At 54.4% G+C, this 21,214-nt stretch carries 22 protein-coding genes; 14 read left to right on the plus strand and 8 right to left on the minus strand.

Going from position 1 to position 21,214, the window contains the following annotated elements:
- Positions 1-89 precede the first annotated feature (89 nt).
- From fdhF to ycgZ, 4 genes are all read right to left on the minus strand, one after another.
- Positions 90-2,240 (minus strand): formate dehydrogenase subunit alpha, encoded by a 2,151-nt coding sequence (gene fdhF, locus ACMGGM_RS00365; protein WP_032636849.1) that lies wholly within the window; start codon positions 2,238-2,240, stop codon positions 90-92.
- A 181-nt stretch (positions 2,241-2,421) separates the two neighbouring features.
- Complete coding sequence (locus ACMGGM_RS00370; RefSeq protein WP_014883526.1) at positions 2,422-2,700, minus strand: biofilm/acid-resistance regulator YmgB/AriR; 279 nt, start codon at positions 2,698-2,700, stop codon at positions 2,422-2,424.
- Positions 2,701-2,729: 29 nt separating this feature from the next.
- The gene (locus ACMGGM_RS00375; protein ID WP_032628871.1) at positions 2,730-3,050 is read right to left on the minus strand and encodes a hypothetical protein; all 321 of its coding nucleotides are present in this window, start codon (positions 3,048-3,050) and stop codon (positions 2,730-2,732) included.
- Between the two features lie 4 nt (positions 3,051-3,054).
- A complete protein-coding gene (gene ycgZ / locus ACMGGM_RS00380; RefSeq protein WP_008500634.1) occupies positions 3,055-3,294 on the minus strand; it encodes a regulatory protein YcgZ in 240 nt (79 codons plus the stop codon).
- A gap of 341 nt (positions 3,295-3,635) precedes the next feature.
- Here ycgZ and ACMGGM_RS00385 point away from each other — a divergent pair, with 341 nt between their 5' ends.
- The 9 genes from ACMGGM_RS00385 (at position 3,636) to ldtE (ending at position 12,715) form a co-directional block, all read left to right on the plus strand.
- Entirely contained in the window at positions 3,636-4,856 is a 1,221-nt protein-coding gene (locus tag ACMGGM_RS00385; RefSeq protein ID WP_014883528.1) for a diguanylate phosphodiesterase, read from the plus strand.
- Between the two features lie 188 nt (positions 4,857-5,044).
- Entirely contained in the window at positions 5,045-5,773 is a 729-nt protein-coding gene (locus tag ACMGGM_RS00390; RefSeq protein ID WP_014883529.1) for a MerR family transcriptional regulator, read from the plus strand.
- Between the two features lie 315 nt (positions 5,774-6,088).
- Positions 6,089-6,457 carry a Fe-S cluster assembly scaffold SufA gene (gene sufA, locus ACMGGM_RS00395; protein ID WP_008500631.1) on the plus strand — a complete coding sequence of 123 codons (369 nt, stop codon included), beginning with the start codon at positions 6,089-6,091 and terminating at the stop codon, positions 6,455-6,457.
- An 8-nt stretch (positions 6,458-6,465) separates the two neighbouring features.
- The gene (gene sufB / locus ACMGGM_RS00400) at positions 6,466-7,956 is read left to right on the plus strand and encodes a Fe-S cluster assembly protein SufB (RefSeq protein ID WP_014883530.1); all 1,491 of its coding nucleotides are present in this window, start codon (positions 6,466-6,468) and stop codon (positions 7,954-7,956) included.
- Between the two features lie 10 nt (positions 7,957-7,966).
- On the plus strand, positions 7,967-8,713 hold the full coding sequence (gene sufC / locus ACMGGM_RS00405; RefSeq protein ID WP_032636843.1) for a Fe-S cluster assembly ATPase SufC: 747 nt from the start codon (positions 7,967-7,969) through the stop codon (positions 8,711-8,713).
- Positions 8,688-9,956 (plus strand): Fe-S cluster assembly protein SufD, encoded by a 1,269-nt coding sequence (sufD, locus tag ACMGGM_RS00410; RefSeq protein WP_045135081.1) that lies wholly within the window; start codon positions 8,688-8,690, stop codon positions 9,954-9,956. Before sufC ends, sufD begins: the two co-directional genes overlap by 26 nt.
- The gene (sufS, locus tag ACMGGM_RS00415; RefSeq protein WP_045135082.1) at positions 9,953-11,173 is read left to right on the plus strand and encodes a cysteine desulfurase SufS; all 1,221 of its coding nucleotides are present in this window, start codon (positions 9,953-9,955) and stop codon (positions 11,171-11,173) included. Before sufD ends, sufS begins: the two co-directional genes overlap by 4 nt.
- A gap of 14 nt (positions 11,174-11,187) precedes the next feature.
- A complete protein-coding gene (sufE, locus tag ACMGGM_RS00420) occupies positions 11,188-11,604 on the plus strand; it encodes a cysteine desulfuration protein SufE (protein ID WP_014883534.1) in 417 nt (138 codons plus the stop codon).
- A 97-nt stretch (positions 11,605-11,701) separates the two neighbouring features.
- Positions 11,702-12,715, plus strand: a complete 1,014-nt coding sequence (gene ldtE / locus ACMGGM_RS00425; RefSeq protein WP_045135084.1) for a L,D-transpeptidase LdtE — start codon at positions 11,702-11,704, stop codon at positions 12,713-12,715.
- Between the two features lie 62 nt (positions 12,716-12,777).
- Here the strand turns inward: ldtE and lpp are convergent, their stop codons facing one another.
- From lpp to ACMGGM_RS00445, 4 genes are all read right to left on the minus strand, one after another.
- The gene (gene lpp, locus ACMGGM_RS00430) at positions 12,778-13,014 is read right to left on the minus strand and encodes a murein lipoprotein Lpp (protein ID WP_001082307.1); all 237 of its coding nucleotides are present in this window, start codon (positions 13,012-13,014) and stop codon (positions 12,778-12,780) included.
- A 309-nt stretch (positions 13,015-13,323) separates the two neighbouring features.
- A complete protein-coding gene (gene pykF / locus ACMGGM_RS00435) occupies positions 13,324-14,736 on the minus strand; it encodes a pyruvate kinase PykF (protein WP_014883536.1) in 1,413 nt (470 codons plus the stop codon).
- 377 nt (positions 14,737-15,113) lie between these two features.
- Positions 15,114-16,259: a trans-sulfuration enzyme family protein gene (locus ACMGGM_RS00440; protein WP_014883537.1), complete on the minus strand. Its 1,146-nt coding sequence runs from the start codon at positions 16,257-16,259 to the stop codon at positions 15,114-15,116.
- A gap of 10 nt (positions 16,260-16,269) precedes the next feature.
- A complete protein-coding gene (locus tag ACMGGM_RS00445) occupies positions 16,270-17,640 on the minus strand; it encodes a pyridoxal-phosphate dependent enzyme (protein WP_045135085.1) in 1,371 nt (456 codons plus the stop codon).
- A 400-nt stretch (positions 17,641-18,040) separates the two neighbouring features.
- On the opposite strand from ACMGGM_RS00445, the gene ACMGGM_RS00450 reads away from it, so the two are divergent.
- The 5 genes from ACMGGM_RS00450 (at position 18,041) to ACMGGM_RS00470 (ending at position 21,165) form a co-directional block, all read left to right on the plus strand.
- Positions 18,041-19,063 carry a methionine ABC transporter ATP-binding protein gene (locus ACMGGM_RS00450; RefSeq protein WP_045135086.1) on the plus strand — a complete coding sequence of 341 codons (1,023 nt, stop codon included), beginning with the start codon at positions 18,041-18,043 and terminating at the stop codon, positions 19,061-19,063.
- Positions 19,056-19,724 (plus strand): methionine ABC transporter permease, encoded by a 669-nt coding sequence (locus tag ACMGGM_RS00455; protein ID WP_014883540.1) that lies wholly within the window; start codon positions 19,056-19,058, stop codon positions 19,722-19,724. Before ACMGGM_RS00450 ends, ACMGGM_RS00455 begins: the two co-directional genes overlap by 8 nt.
- Before the next feature lie 23 nt (positions 19,725-19,747).
- The gene (locus tag ACMGGM_RS00460) at positions 19,748-20,560 is read left to right on the plus strand and encodes a MetQ/NlpA family ABC transporter substrate-binding protein (RefSeq protein ID WP_003857677.1); all 813 of its coding nucleotides are present in this window, start codon (positions 19,748-19,750) and stop codon (positions 20,558-20,560) included.
- A 110-nt stretch (positions 20,561-20,670) separates the two neighbouring features.
- A complete protein-coding gene (fumD, locus tag ACMGGM_RS00465) occupies positions 20,671-20,880 on the plus strand; it encodes a fumarate hydratase FumD (protein WP_014883541.1) in 210 nt (69 codons plus the stop codon).
- 117 nt (positions 20,881-20,997) lie between these two features.
- Positions 20,998-21,165, plus strand: coding sequence for a hypothetical protein (locus tag ACMGGM_RS00470; protein ID WP_014883542.1), 168 nt, complete (start codon positions 20,998-21,000; stop codon positions 21,163-21,165).
- The last annotated feature ends 49 nt before the right edge of the window (positions 21,166-21,214 follow it).

Genomic DNA, 21,214 nt, shown 5'->3' on the forward strand with positions numbered 1-21,214 from the left:
ATTCCCAATATCATACCAGGGGCGCAATAGTGTCATTCATTATCGCGCCCCTGTTTCTGCGAATTACAAAACCGTTAAGCCTCTTTTCCTTACACGTTCACGGCATTGATCAACCGCGTTTTCATCGTCTGGTAAGACGATGCCGCAAAATCCTCCGCCCAGCGCTGGTCCTCAATGGCTTCCAGCGTTACCGCGCAGTACTTGGTTTCCGGCGTTTTAGAGACAGGGTCAAGGTTGTCCTGCGTTAACTCGTTGCAGGCGCCAATCCACCACTGGTAGGTCATATAGACCGCACCGGCGTTGATACGCTCACTGATGCTGGCGCGGGTGATGACCTTGCCCCTGCGTGAACGAACCCACACCAGCTGGCCGTCACGGATGCCCAGCTTATCCGCATCGGCTGGATGCATCTGTACCCGGCCAGGTTCGTCGGCCAGGCTTTGCAGCGCGGCGCAGTTCCCGGTCATTGATCGGCACGAATAATGTCCCACTTCACGCACCGTGCAGAGCACAAGAGGGTAGTCATCATCAGGGGTTTCTGCCGGTGCGCGCCACGGTGCAGCAAAGAGCTGCCCCTTGCCGGTTGGGGTGTCGAACTGATTGTCTTTGTACAGGTATGGCGTTCCCGGATGATCCAGCGTCGGGCACGGCCATTGCACGTGGCCCATTTCGCCCATTTTTTCATAGGTCACGCCATAGAAAAGAGGGCACAACGCGCGCATCTCGTCCCAGATCTGCTGGTTATCGTCGTAGTGCATCGGATAGCCCATTTCGGTGGCGAGCAGGCTGATGATCTCCCAGTCACGCTTAACGTTGCCGCTGGCCTGAATGGCCTGGCCAAAACGCTGGAACCCCCGGTCGGCACAGGTAAAGACGCCGCCGTGTTCCCCCCAGGAGGTGGCAGGGAGCAGCACGTCAGCCACTTCCGCCGTTTTGGTCATAAAGATGTCCTGAACCACGACAAAATCGAGAGCGTCAAAACCGCTGCGGACCAGGCCGAGATCGGCTTCCGTCTGGAGCGGATCTTCCCCCATGATGTAATAGGCTTTGACCTTGCCTTCCAGCGCCAGGTGAGGCACTTCGGTAATGCGCGTCCCGACGCGATCGTCCATCTTGTTGACGTCAATTCCCCAGGCATCGGCGAACTTCTGTCTGACGGCGGGATCGGTCACATCCTGATAGCCGGGGAACATATTCGGCAGCACGCCCATGTCACAGGCACCCTGAACATTGTTTTGTCCACGCACGGGACCGACGCCGACGGCAGGACGGCCGAGGTTGCCGGTCAGCAACGCCAGGCTGGAAAGTCCTTTAACCACATCCACAGCCTGACCAAACTGGGTCACGCCCATTCCCCACATCACGGTGGCGGAAGGGGCCGCCGCGAACGTACGCATTGCCTGACGAACGTCACTGGCGGGAATGCCGGTGAGGTGTTCAACCCGCTCTGGGGCATACTCTTTGACCGTCTGCCGATAGGCTTCAAGCCCTTCAGTAAAGCGTGCGACGTAGTTTTTGTCGTACAGCTCCTCTTCCAGCAGCACATAGCCAAAAGCGTTGACCAGCGCCATGTTACTGCCGTTTTTCAACTGCAGATGCTGGTCGGCAATGCGTGCCGTTTCGATGCGGCGCGGATCGCAGACGATGATTTTTGCACCGTTTTCCCGGGCTTTCAGCACGCGACGGGCGACGATAGGGTGGGAGTCTGCGCAGTTGTAGCCAAATACCAGCAGACATTTTGAGTTTTCAATATCGTTGATTGAATTACTCATTGCGCCGTTGCCAAGTGTCTCCTGTAAACCGGCCACGGAAGGGCCGTGACAAACGCGCGCGCAGCAGTCTACGTTGTTCGTGTTCAACACCGCACGGGCAAATTTTTGCATCACGTAGTTGGTTTCATTACCGGTGCCGCGTGATGAACCGGTGGTCATGATCGCGCGCGGACCGAATTGCGCTTTGATACTGCTGAGCTTGTGGGCGGTGTAGCGGATAGCCTCTTCCCATGTCACGGGGGTGAATGCCTCTCCCTTACGATAACGGATCATCGGTTGGGTCAGGCGGGGAGTGAGCAGACGGGTGTCGTTGAGGAAGTCCCAGCCGTAAAATCCTTTCAGGCACAAGGTCCCCTGGTTTGTGACCCCCTCTGCCGCTTCGGCGCGGAGGATACGGTTATTTTCAACAACAAGGTTTAATTTGCAGCCTGCACCACAGTAAGGGCAGACGCTGGCGATTTTTTTCATCAATAACAGACCTGTTAATAAATGAAGCAAAATGACTGGTAAGCCCAGTCCCGTAAAAGGGATTAAGCAGAAACCATGCCATCTTTAAAGTGCTTGTTTTACAGGGTGTTATGAGGGCGGGGGCGTGTCATCGTCAAATGTTCGTCAGTTTTGACGATGACACGAGAGCAGCGGCTGGGAATTAAAGGTCGTCCATGGTGTAACCCACGACGATTTCAAGCGTCTTACGAATAACATCCGCCTGAACAACATCATGGGTGGCTTCCAGCGTCTGGATGAGCCACAGAATGATGGCTTTATTTGACAGATGGCCTTCGGAAGCCAGAACACAGCGTACTGCAGTAGAAAAAACAGCGGACTCTTCAGCAAAACGATCGCCTGCGTGACGGAAATACTCCGACAGCGCGCTTTCTAAAAAAGCAGAATGGTATTCGGGTTGAAGCTGAATATTTTGTCTCATTTGTTCTCACCGTAGCTGTTAAATTGCAGTCAATGTATTTTTTTGGGATCGGACGGTTTTCCATTTCCAAATAACGGCACTACATTGTCTCGGTTATCATTGAGAGGTCCCTCTCTTGTTATTCGTCCTTGCGCGGTTCTGCGACGTTTTAATGGGAAGCTGTTTGAGCCAATTTCGGCAATCACCTTCGCCAGTGTCTCCCGCCGCCGGGGATCCTTTTCATGTACTTTCATATCCCGCAGACGCTGTACAAGAGCCTCAGTGGTGATCGGACCGTGCTCTTTCAACAGAGAAAGAACGGCTTCCCCAATCAACTGGTCAGTCAGCTTATCTGCGTCACTGCTATTCATAACCTTACCGTTCGAAGAGCAGACCAAGCAGCATGTGATAGTGCTCTTCCTCTTCAGGGCCATCGGCTTTTTCGAGGCGGCTTAACAGCTTGGTACAGAGCGATTTGCGATTAAGGTTTCGCCCGTCGCTCAGGATTTCAACCACAACTTGTCCCAGCGTTTCCTGTTGAGTGGGAAGCGCGGCTTTTTCGAAGTACTGTGCGATCGCTGCTGCGGAATCTGCGACGTAACCTTTCTGCTGCATGTTTCGCTCCTGTAAAATTTTGTAATCAGTAACGTTACATTTAAGGTATACACAATTTCCAAATCTGTACATAAAAAATGTACAGATTTTTAATGAAATCAGGATATATTTTATAAATTCTTTATTTTTCAATTTGTTGTGTGTTGTTCATGAAACGGTAGCGTTACAGAATATATTGTACAAATTGACGAGCCACTGTTAAGTTGTACAGCGCCCCATAAATGCACCATTAACGGTCGTAAATGATTGAGATGTAAATTATTTGTCAGGCAATTAATGTGCTATAAAAAGAAGTCTCCCCACATGTTTTTGTGGTCAAACCCTAACCCCCCAGGACTCGCATGCTTACAACCATCATTTACCGCAGTCACATCTGCGAGGACGTGCCAGTGAAAGCGCTGGAAAATATGGTCGCTGCTGCAAATAGTAAAAACCGGCAATCCAGCGTCACGGGGATCTTGCTGTTCAACGGCACACATTTTTTTCAATTGCTTGAAGGGCCTGCGGAAAACGTAACGTCCATCTACGAACAGATCTGCTCTGACACGCGCCACCATAATGTGGTCGAGCTGATGCGCGATCACGGGCCTTCACGGCGTTTCGGTAAAGCGGGTATGGAACTCTTTGATTTGCGCCAGTACGACAGGGAAGAGGTGCTCCAGCAGGTGCTTGATAAAGGCACAACCCGCTACCAGCTGACCTACAACGACCGTGCGCTGCAGTTTTTCCGCACCTTTGTCGAGGCCACAGAGAAAGCCAACTATTTTGAGCTGCCGCCTGCGGATTCCTGGGATTTCGTCCCGGAAGAAACGCGCTTATCTGCGCAGCCTGAAGTCGTGGCAAAAGGGGCGGACTGTAGCTTTGCGTTTCAGCCTATCGTCGATCCTTTCATGCAGCAGGTTGTCTCCTGGGAAGCGCTTCTGCGCACTCCATCCGGTGACTCACCGGGAGCGTATTTCGCCAATCGCACGCGTGAAGAAGTGCATGCTTCTGATTTGCAAAGCAAACAGGTGGCTCTCTCCATGGCCAGCGCGCTGGGGTTACAGGATCAGACTTTATCCATCAACCTGCTGCCTATGACGCTGGTCAACGTGCCCAATGCCGTGGACTTTCTGCTCACCGCTATTGATGCAAATGGCTTTGTGCCGGAGCAAATTGTGGTGGAGTTTACCGAAAGTGAAGCCATTTCCCGTTTCGATGAGTTTACGCATTCGGTCAGACAGCTAAAAAGTGCGGGTATCAGCGTAACCATCGATCACTTCGGTGCCGGTTTTGCCGGGTTGCAGCTCCTGGCGCAATTCCAGCCGGACAGAATTAAGATTAATCGCGATCTGGTCGCGAACGTGCATAAAAGTGGCCCACGCCAGGCCATTATTCAGGCGATAATCAAATGCTGTGCCTCACTGGAAATACAATTTTGCGCGGTGGGCGTGGAGAAGGCGGAAGAGTGGATGTGGCTGGAGTCTGCGGGCATTTCTCAGTTCCAGGGGCATCTTTTTGCCAGCCCCCGACACGGCGGTATCCCGGCTATCGCATGGCCAGAGAAAAAATACGATTTCTGACGAAGCTGTACAAAAACCTGCAGACTTGACTGTACGGCAGGCAAGATTTGTACAACAATGTATTAACAGCTGGATGGCCTTGCAGGCCATTCACCCGTGCAAAATGAGGTCTGAATTCTACAAATGGGTTGTACAATCTGATAAGGTTGGTGTAGTTAGGTATGGAAGTTCTGAGCGTGAGGGAGTTAATGGCCTATTACAGTATCGGCGAAGTGGCCGAACGATGCGGTATCAACCCCGTTACGCTGCGTGCCTGGCAGCGCCGTTATGGATTGTTGAAGCCGCAGCGCAGCGAAGGGGGTCATCGTCAGTTTGACGACGAAGATATCCTGCGTATCGAAGAGATCAAGCGCCTGATGAAAAGCGGCGTTTCGGTCGGAAAAGTAAAATCCTTGCTGGAAAATAAGGAAGTGATGACTCAGGGTAACTGGGCTTCTTTCCAGGAAGAGATGATGACCGTTCTGCGTTACGCCAGCCCGGCAAAGCTGCGCGCCAAAATCGGTGAATTCCGCCGCGATCACGCGATGGATGCGCTGATCGATAACATCATTTCACCCGTCCGTCAGCGAATGAATCAGGATCAAAACACCGTACGCCATATGGCGAGTCTGTTTGACGGTGTCCTGATTGAATTTGCGATTGCAAGCCTCGCGGAATCGCGCAAGAAAGCGGGTAAAGACGCACTGCTGATTGGCTGGGAATGCGATGACCGTACACATCTTTGGCTTGAAGCCGCGCGTTTAGCCCAGAAAGGCTGGCATATTGACGTGCTGGCGGAACCCATTGATTCGCCGCGTCCTGAACTGTTCCCCGGGCAAAAAATCTTCGTCTGGACGGGAACATCGCCAACGCCCCGTCAACAGGAACAGCTCGATCACTGGCGTGAGCAGGGATTTAGCGTTTCATTTCACCACTGATTATCTGAGGCCTTGCGGCCTTTTTTTTTGTTTTTTCTCCTTTCCAGAGCAAAAGCTATCTTAAAAATAGGCATTTCCGATGCATATTTTACGTCCTCGTTTTGCGCTTTCTCGCTGATTAAATAAGCCATTATTTTTCAAAGTATTGAACAATTACATCCATCCCGCCCGCATCTTCAGACAGGGTCTATGCTTAATAAAAGTAGACAAAAAGGGCGGTTTAGCCGAATGCCCCTGCTGACAGAGGGTTGAAGTGATAATCGTTATCACTAACATGGTGTTATGCCCTGATGGCTAATCAGATGAGGTGGACCTATGGAACTGCATTCAGAAACCTTCAATCCTGCCGATTTTGCCTGGCGTGGTTTGACGCTCACGCCTGCGGCGGCAGCGCATATCCACGAGCTGGTGGCGAAAAAGCCCGAGATCCTCGGCGTACGTTTAGGCGTTAAGCAGACCGGCTGCGCGGGCTTTGGCTACGTGCTGGATACTGTCACCGAACCCGAAAAAGATGATCTGGTCTTTGAAACCGACGGTGCGAAGCTGTACGTCGCGCTGCAGGCCATGCCGTTTATCGACGGCACGGAAGTGGATTATGTACGGGAAGGTTTAAACCAGTTATTCAAATTTCATAACCCGAAAGCCCAGAACGAATGCGGCTGCGGCGAAAGCTTTGGGGTATAGGCGGTACTATGTCTCGTAATACTGAAGCAACGAGTGATGTAAATACCTGGAGCGGCGGGCACCTTAATTATAAAGAAGGGTTCTTCACGCAGCTGCAGACCGATGAGCTGGCGAAAGGCATCAACGAAGATGTCGTGCGCGCCATCTCGGCCAAACGCAACGAACCCGAGTGGATGCTGGAATTCCGCCTGAGCGCTTACCGTGCCTGGCTGGAGATGGAAGAACCGCACTGGCTGAAAGCCCATTATGACAAGCTGAATTATCAGGATTACAGCTACTACTCTGCGCCATCCTGCGGCAGCTGCGATGATACGTGTGCTTCGCAGCCCGGTGCAGTACAGCAGACCGGTGCGGAGAACAGCTTCCTCAGTAAAGAGGTGGAAGAGGCGTTCAATCAGCTCGGCGTCCCCGTGCGCGAGGGGAAAGAGGTCGCCGTAGACGCTATTTTTGACTCCGTTTCGGTGGCGACCACCTATCGTGAAAAGCTGGCGGAGCAGGGGATTATTTTCTGCTCCTTTGGCGAAGCGATTCATGATCATCCCGAGCTGGTGAAAAAGTACATCGGCACCGTGGTACCGAGTAACGATAATTTCTTCGCCGCGCTCAACGCGGCGGTGGCGTCGGACGGGACCTTTATCTACGTGCCGAAAGGCGTGCGCTGTCCGATGGAGCTCTCCACCTATTTCCGCATTAACGCCGAAAAAACCGGCCAGTTCGAACGCACTATTCTGGTGGCGGATGAAGGCAGCTACGTCAGCTATATCGAAGGGTGCTCCGCCCCGGTGCGCGACAGCTATCAGCTGCACGCGGCGGTCGTTGAAGTCATTATTCACAAAGACGCTGAGGTCAAATACTCAACGGTGCAGAACTGGTTCCCCGGCGACGGCAATACCGGTGGGATCCTGAACTTCGTCACCAAGCGTGCGCTGTGTGAAGGTGAAAACAGCAAAATGTCCTGGACGCAGTCGGAAACCGGCTCAGCCATTACCTGGAAGTACCCGAGCTGTATTCTGCGCGGGGATAACTCCATCGGTGAGTTTTATTCTGTGGCGCTGACCAGCGGTCATCAGCAGGCCGATACCGGCACCAAGATGATCCACATCGGTAAAAACACCAAATCAACCATCATCTCGAAAGGGATCTCCGCCGGGCACAGCCAGAACAGCTATCGCGGGCTGGTGAAAATCATGCCAACGGCGACCAACGCCCGTAACTTCACCCAGTGTGACTCGATGCTTATCGGGGCCGACTGCGGAGCGCATACCTTCCCGTACGTCGAGTGCCGTAATAATTCAGCACAGCTGGAACATGAGGCGACGACGTCGCGTATTGGGGAAGATCAGCTCTTCTACTGCCTGCAGCGCGGAATCAGTGAAGAAGATGCCATTTCGATGATTGTGAACGGCTTCTGTAAGGACGTGTTCTCTGAACTGCCGCTGGAATTCGCCGTTGAAGCACAAAAACTCCTCGCCATCAGTCTTGAACACAGCGTCGGTTAAGGGAAAGCACATGTTACGTATTAAAGATTTACAGGTTAGCGTGGAAGATAAAGCGATCCTGCGTGGCCTCAATTTTGACGTCAAGCCGGGTGAAGTTCACGCCATCATGGGGCCTAACGGCTCCGGGAAAAGTACGCTTTCAGCGACGCTTGCGGGACGTGAAGATTACGAAGTGACGCACGGCTCGGTCGAATTTAACGGCAAAGATCTGCTGGAGATGTCGCCGGAAGATCGCGCGGGTGAAGGTATCTTCATGGCCTTCCAGTATCCGGTCGAAATTCCGGGCGTCAGCAACCAGTTCTTCCTTCAGACGGCGCTGAATGCGGTGCGCAAGTACCGCGGACTGGAGGCCCTGGATCGCTTCGACTTCCAGGATCTGATGGAAGAGAAGATCAAACTGCTGAAAATGCCGGAAGACCTGCTGACCCGTTCGGTCAACGTTGGTTTTTCCGGTGGCGAGAAAAAGCGTAACGATATTCTGCAGATGGCGGTGCTGGAGCCACAGCTGTGCATTCTGGATGAGACCGACTCTGGTCTGGATATCGACGCCCTGAAGATTGTCGCTGACGGGGTGAACGCCCTGCGTGACGGCAAGCGTTCGTTCATTATCGTCACTCACTACCAGCGTATTCTCGACTACATCAAGCCGGATTACGTCCACGTGCTTTACCAGGGACGCATTGTGAAATCCGGTGATTTCACGCTGGTTAAACAACTGGAGGAGCAGGGTTATGGCTGGCTTACCGAACAGCAGTAATGCACTCCAGCAGTGGCACCGGCTGTTCGAGGCGCAGGGGAATCGCTCTGAGCTGGCGCAGCAGCACCTGCAGCAGATGCTGCGCCTCGGCCTGCCGACGCGTAAACATGAAAACTGGAAATATACCCCGCTCGATGGCCTGCTGAGCGGCGAGTTTGTGGCGCGTCCGGCGGCGATCGGTCCGGAGCGACGAGATGCCCTGGCGCTGACCGTGGATGCGGTACGGCTGGTCTTTGTCGACGGCGTTTATCACCCTGAACTGAGCGATGACACCCGGGAGAGCGGTTACGGGATTGTGATTAACGACGAACGCCAGAGTCTGGGCGCCCCGGTTCAGCCGGAGGTTTTCCTGCATTTGACCGAGAGCCTCGCCCGCAGCGTGACGCATATCCAGGTTAAGCGTAACCAGCGTCCGGCCAGGCCGTTGCTTCTGATGCATATCACCCAGGGCGTAGAGGGCGATGAAATCAACACCGCCCACTATCGCCACCATCTTGAACTGGCCGAAGGGGCCGACGCGACGGTGATTGAGCATTACGTGAGTCTCAATGACACCCGCCACTTTACCGGGTCACGTCTGACGATGAGCGTTGCCGCCAATGCGCAGCTCCACCACATTAAGCTGGCGTTTGAGAACCCCCAGAGCCACCACTTCGCGCATAACGATATCCTGCTGGGACCGGATGCCGCGGCGTACAGCCACAGCTTCCTGCTCGGCGGTGCGGTGCTGCGCCATAACACCAGTACCCAGCTTAACGGTGAAAATACCACGCTGCGTATCAACAGCCTGGCGATGCCGGTCAAATCAGAAGTGTGCGATACGCGCACGTGGCTTGAGCACAACAAAGGTTACTGCAACAGCCGCCAGCTGCACAAAACCATCGTCAGCGATAAAGGACGCGCGGTATTTAATGGTCTGATTAACGTCGCGCAACACGCCATCAAGACTGACGGGCAGATGACCAACAACAATCTCCTGCTGGGACGCCTGGCGGAGGTCGACACTAAGCCGCAGCTGGAGATTTACGCCGACGACGTAAAATGCAGCCACGGCGCCACGGTCGGGCGGATCGACGACGAACAGATGTTCTACCTGCGTTCCCGCGGTATCGACCAGCAGGCGGCGCAGAAAATGATTATCTATGCCTTTGCGGCGGAGCTTACGGAAGCGCTGCATGATGGCGTACTGAAGCAGCAGGTGTTGGCCCGTATTGGTCAGCGTCTGCCCGGAGGCGAAGCATGAGTTTTCCCGTAGAGAAAGTACGGGCAGATTTCCCGGTTCTGACCCGTGAAGTGAACGGTCTGCCGCTGGCTTATCTCGACAGCGCGGCCAGCGCGCAGAAACCGAATCAGGTGGTGGATGCGGAAGCCGAGTTCTACCGCCACGGTTATGCAGCAGTACATCGGGGGATCCATACCCTGAGCGCGGAAGCCACCCAGCGCATGGAGAACGTGCGCACGCAGGTGGCTGCCTTCCTCAATGCGCGATCGCCGGAAGAGCTGGTGTTTGTGCGCGGCACCACCGAGGGGATTAACCTCGTCGCTAACAGTTGGGGTAACGCTCAGGTCCATGCCGGGGATAACATCATCATTACCCAGATGGAGCACCATGCCAACATCGTACCGTGGCAAATGCTGTGTGAGCGCGTTGGCGCGCAATTACGCGTCATCCCGTTGAACCTCGACGGAACGTTACAGCTTGAGCAGCTTGACGCCTTGCTGGACGATAAAACGCGGCTCGTGGCGGTCACCCAGGTCTCTAACGTTCTGGGTACTGAAAACCCGGTTGCGGAGATTGTCGATAAGGCCCATCAGGCCGGGGCGAAAGTGCTGATTGACGGTGCACAGGCGGTAATGCACCACGCGGTGGATGTCCAGGCGCTGGACTGCGACTTCTACGTGTTCTCTGGACACAAGCTTTATGGCCCAACCGGTATCGGCGTGCTGTATGTGAAAGAGGACATCCTGCAGGCGATGCCGCCGTGGGAGGGGGGCGGGTCAATGATCGCTACCGTTAGCCTCTCGGAAGGGACCACCTACGCCCGTGCGCCGTGGCGTTTTGAGGCGGGCACGCCCAACACCGGCGGGATCATCGGGCTGGGGGCGGCGGTGTCTTACGTTTCCGGAATTGGCCTTGATGCCATTCACGAGTACGAACAGCTGCTGATGCATTACGCGCTGCAGGAGCTGGCCAGCGTGCCGGACCTGACCTTGTACGGGCCGGCTGACCGACAGGGTGTGATTGCCTTTAATCTGGGACAACACCACGCCTATGACGTGGGCAGCTTCCTCGACAATTACGGCGTGGCCGTGCGCACCGGGCACCACTGCGCCATGCCGCTCATGGCCTTTTACCAGGTTCCGGCAATGTGCCGCGCATCGCTGGTGATGTATAACACAATGGAAGAGGTCGACAGGCTGGTGGCGGGGCTAAAACGCATTCACCAGTTGCTGGGCTGACAAAGAGGCGAACGATGGCAGAACTGCCGGATAAAGAGAAATTGCTGCGCAACTTTGGGCGTTGCGCAAACTGGGAAGAGAAATACCTCTACATCATTGAGCTGGGGCAGCGTCTGCCGCCGCTTAGTGAAGAGGCGCATACCCCGGAGAACAGTATTCAGGGCTGTCAAAGCCAGGTGTGGATTGTGATGGCGCAGTCTGACGATGGCACGATAACCCTGCAGGGTGACAGCGATGCGGCAATAGTAAAAGGGCTGATTGCGGTGGTCTTTATTCTTTATCACCAGATGTCAGCGCAGGATATTGTCGCCTTCGATGTCCGCCCGTGGTTTGAAAAAATGGCCCTCACCCAACACCTCACCCCGTCTCGTTCCCAGGGACTGGAAGCGATGATTCGCGCCATTCGCGCCAAAGCGGCAATCCTTAGCTAGACTTACAGAACAGCATTCATTCTGTTTCGCGAGGTGGTTCCCGCCTCGCTGGTTTTTCAGCTTTCTGGCATTCTGCCAGTGAATAAGGAATCTCAGCATGAAGCGCGCGTCTCTCATAACTCTATTACTCCTCAGTTCGCTCGGTACACTTAATTCGGCCCGCGCGATGGACTATCCGTTGCCGCCCGCAGGCAGTCGACTGATTGGGCAAAATCAAACCTACACCATACAGGAAGGGGATAATAAGCTGCAGACCATCGCCCGCCGGTTTAATACCGCGGCGCAGGTGATCCTCGAAACGAACAATACGATTGCGCCGGTAAACCCTGCACCGGGAACCGTTATCACGATCCCGTCGCAGATGCTGCTACCCGACACGCCGCGCGAGGGTATTGTTGTGAACCTCGCTGAGCTGCGGCTTTACTATTTCCCGCCGGGAGAGAACATTGTCCAAGTTTTCCCACTTGGCATCGGGCAACTGGGGCTGGAAACACCGGTGAGCACGACCCGCGTCAGTCAAAAAATCCCGAACCCAACCTGGACGCCGACGGCCGGTATCAGAGCCCGTTCGCTGGCGCAGGGAATTAAACTGCCTCCTGTGGTTCCCGCAGGGCCAAATAACCCGCTGGGACGCTATGCCCTGCGTTTGGGTATTGGTAATGGGGAATATCTTATCCACGGAACCAGTGCGCCAGACAGCGTTGGCTTGCGCGTCAGTTCCGGCTGTATGCGAATGAACGCCCCGGATATTAAAGCCCTTTTCGAACAGGTACGGGTTGGTACCCGGGTACAAATCATCAATGAGCCAGTGAAATTCGCGGTCGAGCCGGATGGTAAACGCTATATTGAGGTCCATCGTCCGCTGGCGCAGGTGGAAGGTGAAAACCCACAGATTTCGCCCATTACGCACTCCGCCGACTTTGCGACCTTTGTTTCACAGTCCGGAAGCGATAAGGCGCTGATCGATAAAGCCCTGGCGCGCCGTGCGGGGATCCCGGTTATGGTTTCTGCGGGAAGCGGCCCGTCGGCCAGTAACAGCGTATTGTCAGTGCAGAACAGTCGTGTGTCCGCGGCGGTAGCGGAAGAGGCAGGGGAGAAGATGACGCAGTAGAGCCGTTTGACGCAGGCAAAAAAAATGGCGCACAATGTGCGCCATTTTATTAACAGGTACTATTACTTACGGTATTTAGTAGCCTGGTTGTCCAGACGCTGGTTAGCGCGAGCTGCGTCGTCTTTAGCAGCCTGAACGTCGGAACGCATTGCGTTCACGTCGTTGCTCAGCTGGTCAACTTTAGCGTTCAGAGTCTGAACGTCAGAAGACAGCTGATCGATTTTAGCGTTGCTGGAGCAACCAGCCAGCAGAGTAGAACCCAGGATTACCGCGCCCAGTACCAGTTTAGTACGATTCATTATTAATACCCTCTAGATTGAGTTAATCTCCATGTAGCGTTACAAGTATTACACAAAGTTTTTTGGGTTGAGAATATTTTTTTGATGGGAATACGCCTATTTTTGATCGTTCGCTCAAAGAAGCATCGAATCGGCCCTTTTTGAGTAAAAAGCTATGTAAAAAAAGGCATTTTTCATCGGATTCATCTTAGATAATTCGCAATTAAATAGAAAAACCCGATTTGCTTTTTGAATGAGTTTGGCTAATGACTGGAATAAAAAAAGCGCCCATTGGGCGCTTTTTATCAAAATTAATTCGTTCGTGAATTATTACAGCACGTGAACGGATGCAGTATTGGTCGTTCCGCTTGGTACCAGCGCACCAGAAACCATAACCACAACGTCGCCTTTCTGTGCCAGACCGCTTTCCAGAGCCATGGCTTTACCCTGAATGTAGAAATCGTCAGTAGAGGCAATCTCTTTAACCAGGTGTGCAACGACGCCTTTGCTCAGCACCAGCTGACGCGCGGTGGTTTCGTTGGTGGTCAGGGCCAGGATAGTGGCATCCGGGAAGTATTTACGCACTGCACGCGCAGATTTACCGCCCTGGGTCGCAACCACAATCAGTGGCGCTTCCAGTTTCTCAGCAGTTTCTACCGCACCGCGGCAAACGGCTTCGGTGATGCGCAGCTTGCGGCTGTCGTTATTGAAGTCCAGACGGCTGGTCATCACGCGGTCAGTACGTTCACAGATGGTGGCCATAATGCCAACCGCTTCCAGAGGATATTTCCCTTTTGCGGATTCGCCGGACAGCATAACAGCATCGGTACCGTCGAGGATGGCGTTAGCCACGTCGCCTGCTTCAGCGCGGGTTGGGCGTGGGTTTTTGATCATAGAGTCCAGCATCTGCGTAGCGGTAATAACCACTTTACGCGCGCGAACACATTTTTCGATCATCATCTTCTGCGCGAAGATCACTTCTTCAACCGGGATTTCAACGCCCAGGTCGCCACGTGCAACCATGATGCCGTCAGACGCTTCGAGGATTTCGTCGAAGTTGTTCAGGCCTTCCTGGTTTTCGATTTTGGAGATGATCTGGATCTTCTCGCCGCCGTGCGCTTTCAGGTGCTCGCGAATTTCGACCACGTCAGAACGCTTACGGATGAAGGACGCTGCAACGAAGTCAACGCCTTGTTCGCAGCCGAAGATCAGGTCTTGCTTGTCTTTTTCAGCCAGTGCTGGCAGCGCGATAGAAACGCCCGGCAGGTTAACGCCTTTGTTTTCGCCCAGGTCGCCGTTGTTCAGCACTTTACAGATAACCTTGTTACCTTCAATCGCGGTCACTTCCATACCGATCAGACCATCGTCGACCAGGACGGTGTTACCGACGGACAGATCGCTGGTGAAGCCTTCATAGGTGACCGCAACGATTTCGCTGTTCCCCACAACGGATTTGTCCGTGGTGAAGGTGAACGTCTGGCCTGCTTTCAGAGAGACGTCGTTGCCGCCTTCCAGTTTGATGGTACGGATTTCCGGACCTTTGGTGTCGAGCAGGATAGCAGCTTTTTTACCGGTTTTGCTCATCACGTTGCGCAAGTTCTGGATACGCTGACCGTGTTCTGCATAGTCACCGTGAGAGAAGTTCAGACGCATCACGTTCATGCCGGCGTCCAGCATTTTGCTCAGCATCTCTTCGGATTCGGTTTTCGGGCCGATAGTACAAACAATTTTCGTCTTTTTCATGACAGTCTTAGTCTTTAAGTTGGGAAGGATATGGAAATCTCGCTCCGGGGGCGCACCGCCGCAGAGTCAAACCTGTGTTGCAAAAGAGTATATGACACGCACTAAGGATAGGAGACATCAAATGAGCGTGCAGAAGAAAGTGTGCCTGAGTGACAGCCCAACGAAGGAGAGGAGAAGTTGTACGTTGTTTTTTGTATTCCAAGCGCTGAAACCATTCACCAAGGATTTGGCGCGCATTATACGCTGATTTTAAGATAAAAGGAAAATGGAAACGGTGTTTCAGAAATAATCAATGCCGTTTTACATAATATTGTTATCAACGCGTTAAGCCATGATGACAACTTATCGCGGCAGGTGATTGACCTGCCGCATTTTGCTTATTTTTGCAGCGCCTGACTGAGGTCGGCGATGAGGTCTTTAGGATCTTCAATCCCCACCGACAGGCGAATCAGCTGTGGCACAATACCGTTTGCCAGCCGTTGCGCCAGCGGAATCGAGGCGTGCGTCATGCTGTAAGGCTGGCTCACAAGACTCTCCACGCCGCCCAGGCTTTCCGCAAGGGTGAACAACGTCAGGTTGTGAATCACCTCTGTGGCGCGTTGCGCATCACCTTTCACCACGACAGAAATCATCCCGCCGGGCAGCGCCATCTGCGTGCGGGCAACCTGATATTGCGGGTGCGACTCCAGTCCGGGATAAAAGACCCGTTCAACCAGCGGATGCTGTTCCAGCCATTGCGCAATCGCCAGCGCGTTGCTGCTGTGTCTCTCTATGCGCAGCGAAAGGGTACGAATACCGCGCAGGGTCAGGAAGCTGCTAAACGGGTCCAGTACGCCGCCGACCGCGTTCTGCAGGTAGCCAAGCCTGTCCGCCAGCGCCGGATTATCGCCCACCACCGCCAGCCCGGCCACCACGTCAGAGTGGCCGTTAAGGTATTTGGTTGCTGAGTGCACCACGATGTCGAAACCCGACGCCAGCGGACGGTGAATGACCGGCGATGCGAAGGTGTTATCCGCCACGCTGATAACGTTATGACGACGGGCGATGTCAGCGATAGCCGCTAAATCCGCCAGCTTCAGCAGAGGGTTGGTAGGTGTTTCAACCCAGATCATGCGGGTGTCCGGGCGAATAGCCGCCTCAAGCCCGGCTAAATCGTCCGGCTTAACCCAGCTGACCTGCAGACCGGTGCTGCGTTTGCGGACATTTTCAATCAGGCGATATGTGCCGCCGTAGACGTCATCAATGGCGACAATATGGCTGTCTTTATCCAGCAGTTCAAGCACGGTGGAGATGGCGGCAAGACCGGATGCAAAGGCGTAGCCGCGCGTTCCGCCTTCCAGTTCGGCGATGGCGGTTTCGAGCGCATGGCGCGTCGGATTGCCGCTGCGGGAATACTCATAGCCGGTATGCTCCCCGGGAGAGGGTTGCGCAAACGTCGAGGTGGCGTAAATCGGCGGCATAACGGCGCCATGCTGATCATTGAACGCGCCGCTGTGGACGCTCAGGGTTGCCAGGTTTTTCATCATCTGTTCCTTATGGCTGAAGACGGTTGCGCCACGCGGTCAGCACGTCGCTGCGCGTAATCAAACCGAGAAAACGGTCGTTGTCATTAATGACGGCCACCAGACCGCGGTCGAAGATGGCGTGCAGGGCGCTTTCCGGGGCGCGTTTATCGAGAAATTCCACCTGACGCGTCATGGCCTCTGTCACGGGAAGGGCGAAGCGGTCAGCTTCACCGCCGATATGCCGCAACAGATCCCACTCGTCGATAATGCCGACGACCTGACCGTTTTCCAGTACCGGCAGCTGGGAGATGTCGTACAGGCGCATGCGCGCCAGAACGGTGGAGAGCGTGTCATCCGGGGCGGCGGTGACGGTAGCGCCTTCATCGTGGCGCAGGGCAATGTAGTCAGAGAGATCGCCTGCCTGAGGGCGCGTGATGAGCCCCTGCTGGCGCATCCAGTCGTCGTTGAACATCTTCGAGAGATATTTATTGCCGCTGTCGCAGGCGAAGGTCACCACGCGTTTCGGCGTGGCTTGCGCCTGGCAATATTTCAGCGCCGCCGCCAGCAGGGTGCCGCTGGAAGAGCCCGCCAGAATGCCTTCCGTTTTCAGCAGTTCACGCGCGGTGGCAAACGCTTCGCGGTCGGTAATGCGCCAGGCGCGGTTTACGCTTTCAATGTGGGCCAGCGGCGGAATAAAGTCCTCGCCAATGCCCTCAACCAGCCAGGCGCCCGCATCGTGGTAGCGACCGGTCTCGACCTGATCGGCGAGCACAGACCCGGCCGGGTCGGCCAGCACAAACTCCGTATGCGGAGAATGCTCGGCAAACCACGCCTGCAGGCCGCCCAGCGTGCCGCCTGAGCCGACGCCGACCACGATGGTGTCAATTCTGCCGTCAAGCTGCTCATACAGTTCCGGTGCCGTGGTAGTGCGATGTGCCAGCGGGTTAGCGTCGTTATTGAACTGGTCGATATAAAACGCGCCCGGCAGTTCATCGGCCAGGCGCTGGGCGTAATCCTGGTAATAGGCCGGATGCCCCTTATTGACGTCGGAACGGGTCAGTATCACCTGGGCACCCAGCGCGCGCAGGTGGAAAATCTTCTCGCGGCTCATTTTGTCCGGCACCACCAGGATAAGCGTATAGCCTTTCTGGGCGGCGATCAGCGCCAGCCCGAGGCCGGTATTCCCCGCCGTTGCTTCAATAATCGTGCCACCCGGCCGTAGCTGGCCGGTACGCTCCGCGTCGTTAATCATCGATAACGCCACGCGATCTTTAATGGAGCCGCCGGGGTTTTGGTTCTCCAGCTTCAGAAACAGCGAGCAGGGACCGGTATCAAGCTTGTGCAGCTGGATCAGCGGTGTCCGGCCAATCAGTTCGGTGACGGAGTGGTAAATCGTCATGAGGTTTTCCTTTCTGGGTGTCATGACGGGATGATAGGGCGGTGAAATTTTCGCAATAAAGAACACTTCACTGCTTTTTATAACAGACGGGAATATCAGTGCTGTTTTTGGATGTCAGGACAGCAAGACGTAAAGTTGTCTGGAAGTGAGGATGGCTATCTCGGCATAAAATGCTGCAATAATGACCGTTTTTTTCGCATATCAGTTAAGCGTTATGCGTCTGGCAGATAATCATTGCTGAAATCAATCTAAATACTTCCCGCCGTGTAGCGTCGTTGTTTATTACTGAAAGTTATAACACATGCTTTTTTGTTCATTTAAAAACTGATAACGCCTGTTTACTATCGTTTGGACATCCATACTTCTAAACCGCCATTGGCGGATCGGATAATGAATTAGAATGATTGTACTCAGAAATATTTCGAAGGTTTTTGACAACGGTAAGGCGGCGCTCACAGCCGTTGATAACGTCAATTTGACGATTGAGCAGGGACAGGTTTACGGCATTATCGGCTACAGCGGCGCCGGGAAAAGCACGCTGATTCGTCTGCTGAATGGTCTGGAGAAACCCAGCGCTGGCAGCGTCACGATTAACGGGCAGGACATCTCCGCCGCAAAAGGTGAAGCCCTGCGTCAGGCACGCCTGAAAATCAGTATGGTGTTCCAGCACTTCAACCTGCTGTGGTCGCGCACGGTAAGTGAGAATATCGCGTTCTCCATGCAGATCGCCGGTGTGCCAAAAGCCAGAATCAAGGCTCGCGTGGCGGAACTGGTGGCGCTGGTTGGGCTGAAAGGGCGTGAGAATGCCTACCCGTCACAGCTGAGCGGCGGACAAAAACAGCGCGTGGGGATTGCGCGCGCGCTGGCCAATAACCCGGACGTTTTGCTGTGTGATGAAGCCACGTCCGCACTCGACCCGCAGACCACCGATCAGATCCTCGATCTGCTGCTGGATATCAACCGTCGTTTCAAGCTGACCATCGTGATGATCACCCACGAAATGCATGTGGTGCGCAAGATCTGCGACCGCGTGGCGGTGATGGAAAACGGTAAGGTAGTGGAAGAGGGGGATGTGCTGAGTGTATTCACCCATCCGCAGCAGCCGATTACGCAGCAGTTTGTCCGCCAGGTAAGTCAGTACGCCGAGGAAGAAACCTTCAATACCGAACTGGCAAACGATCTGGAAGGCACGGTCATCCGTCTGACCTTTACCGGCCACAGCACGCACAAGCCGGTCGTGGGTGAGCTGACCCTGCGCTACGGTCTGCCGTTTAATATCCTGCACGGGAAAATGACGCAAACCGCCCACGGCGTTTTCGGCCAGCTCTGGGTCCACGTCGTGGCATCTGATGAACAACTGAACAATATCCTCGCCGACCTGAAGCACAGCGATATTGAAGGCGAGGTCATTAAACATGGCTGAGAATCTCTTCCCGCACCTCAAATGGGATCAGCTCTGGGCGGCGACGCAGGAGACGCTGTACATGACCGCGCTTTCCGGGGTGGCGACCTTTGTGCTGGGGATCGTGCTGGGCCTGGCGCTGTTCTTAACCGCGCGCGGCGGGCTGTTTCAAAACCGCACGGTCTACAGCGTGATTTCGATTGTGGTAAACGTGTTTCGCTCAATACCGTTCATCATTCTGATTGTCCTGTTGATCCCGTTCACCAAGACCATCGTCGGTACCATTCTTGGTGCCAACGCGGCGCTGCCGGCCCTGATTGTGGGGGCCGCGCCGTTCTACGCACGCCTGGTGGAGATTGCCCTGCGCGAAGTGGACAAAGGGGTAATCGAAGCAACGCGCTCTATGGGCGCACGACTGAGCACGCTCGTGTTTCGGGTTTTACTGCCGGAATCATCACCTGCACTGGTATCAGGGATAACGGTAACGCTGATTGCGCTGGTGAGTTACAGCGCCATGGCGGGGGTGATTGGCGCCGGCGGTTTGGGAAATCTGGCTTATCTGGAAGGATTCCAGCGCAACCATGGTGACGTCACGCTGGTGGCAACGGTGACCATTCTGATCATCGTTTTCATTATCCAGTTCTGCGGCGACGCTATGACTTCTCTGTTAGATAAACGCTAATAAATACACACAGGAACCACATCATGAAAAAAACGCTGACACTGATCGCCGCAGCCACCCTGAGCGCCCTGAGCTTCGCCTCCTGGGCGGATACGCTGACTGTGGGCGCATCCAACACGCCGCACGCCGAAATTCTGGAGCAGGCCAAGCCGATTCTGGCGAAGCAGGGGATTGACCTGGAGATTAAACCGTTCCAGGACTACATTCTGCCCAACACCGCGCTGGCGGGTCATGACATTGACGCCAACTATTTCCAGCATATTCCTTACCTGAACAGCGTGCTGAAAGATCACGCGGGCGATAAGGATTACGATTTTGTCAGTGCGGGTGCTATCCACATTGAGCCAATCGGTATCTACTCCAAAAAGTACAAGTCGCTGAAGGACCTGCCGGAAGGCGGTAAGATCATTATGCGTGATGCCGTTTCCGAAGAAGGCCGTATTCTCTCCATCTTTGAAAAAGAGGGCGTGATCAAGCTGAAGCCTGGCATCGACAAAGTGACGGCGCGTATCAGCGACATCGTTGAGAACCCGAAGAAGCTGCAGTTCACGCCTAACGTCGAAGCCTCTCTGCTGCCGCAGATGTACAACAACGATGAAGGCGCTGCGGTCGTGATTAACGCCAACTATGCGATTGACGCCGGTCTGGACCCGGTGCACGACCCGATTGCGGTAGAGAGCGGTGAAAATAACCCGTACGCCAACATCATTACCGTGCATCGCGGTGACGAGAAGAAGAAGGACATCGTCGCACTGGTGAACGTGCTGCACTCCAAAGAGATTCAGGACTGGATCCGCACCAAATACAAAGGTGCTGTGATTCCGGTTAATAACTAATTAGCTGATTTTACAGATGAAGCCCGGCGAGATCCTCGCCGGGCTTCTTTTTTGTATCCGGCAGGAGAATCATTTAAGCTCAACGTTTAAAAGGCAACGGAGTGATGACGATGGGTAACGTGACCAAAGATGAAGCGCTGTACCAGGAGATGTGCCGGGTGGTCGGTAAGGTGGTGCTTGAGATGCGTGATTTAGGGCAGGAGCCGAAGCATATTGTCATTGCGGGTGTGCTGCGCACGGCGCTGGCGAACCAGCGCATCAAGCGCAGCGAATTGACAACCGAAGCGATGGAGACAGTGGTTAAAGCGCTGGCCGGGTGATGCGCCCGCGTTTCGCGCGTTTCTCAGATCCCGCATATCAACAGTCGTTATTGTTATTTCCCCTCCATTGTTAATGGGTGTTTTACTGAACGCAGGTGAAGCAAGAGGGGCAAGACGATGAAAAAATGGATCAGCACGTTACGGCGGTTTTTTGCCACCCGACCTGTGAATGCGGAGAACAGCGCGCAACGTGTTCTTGAGTCAATACTGCCTGCCGCCAGCCTGTACGGCGTGGACGTTGCTAACATAGACCCGGAGTGGTTCCATGATAAAACGTCACGCTGAACTGCGCCGCACGCGCGAAATGTACTGGAATGAGCTGTGCGTTACGTCT

This window comes from Enterobacter sp. BNK-14, assembly GCF_047456095.1.
Taxonomy (GTDB): Bacteria; Pseudomonadota; Gammaproteobacteria; order Enterobacterales; family Enterobacteriaceae; genus Enterobacter; species Enterobacter kobei.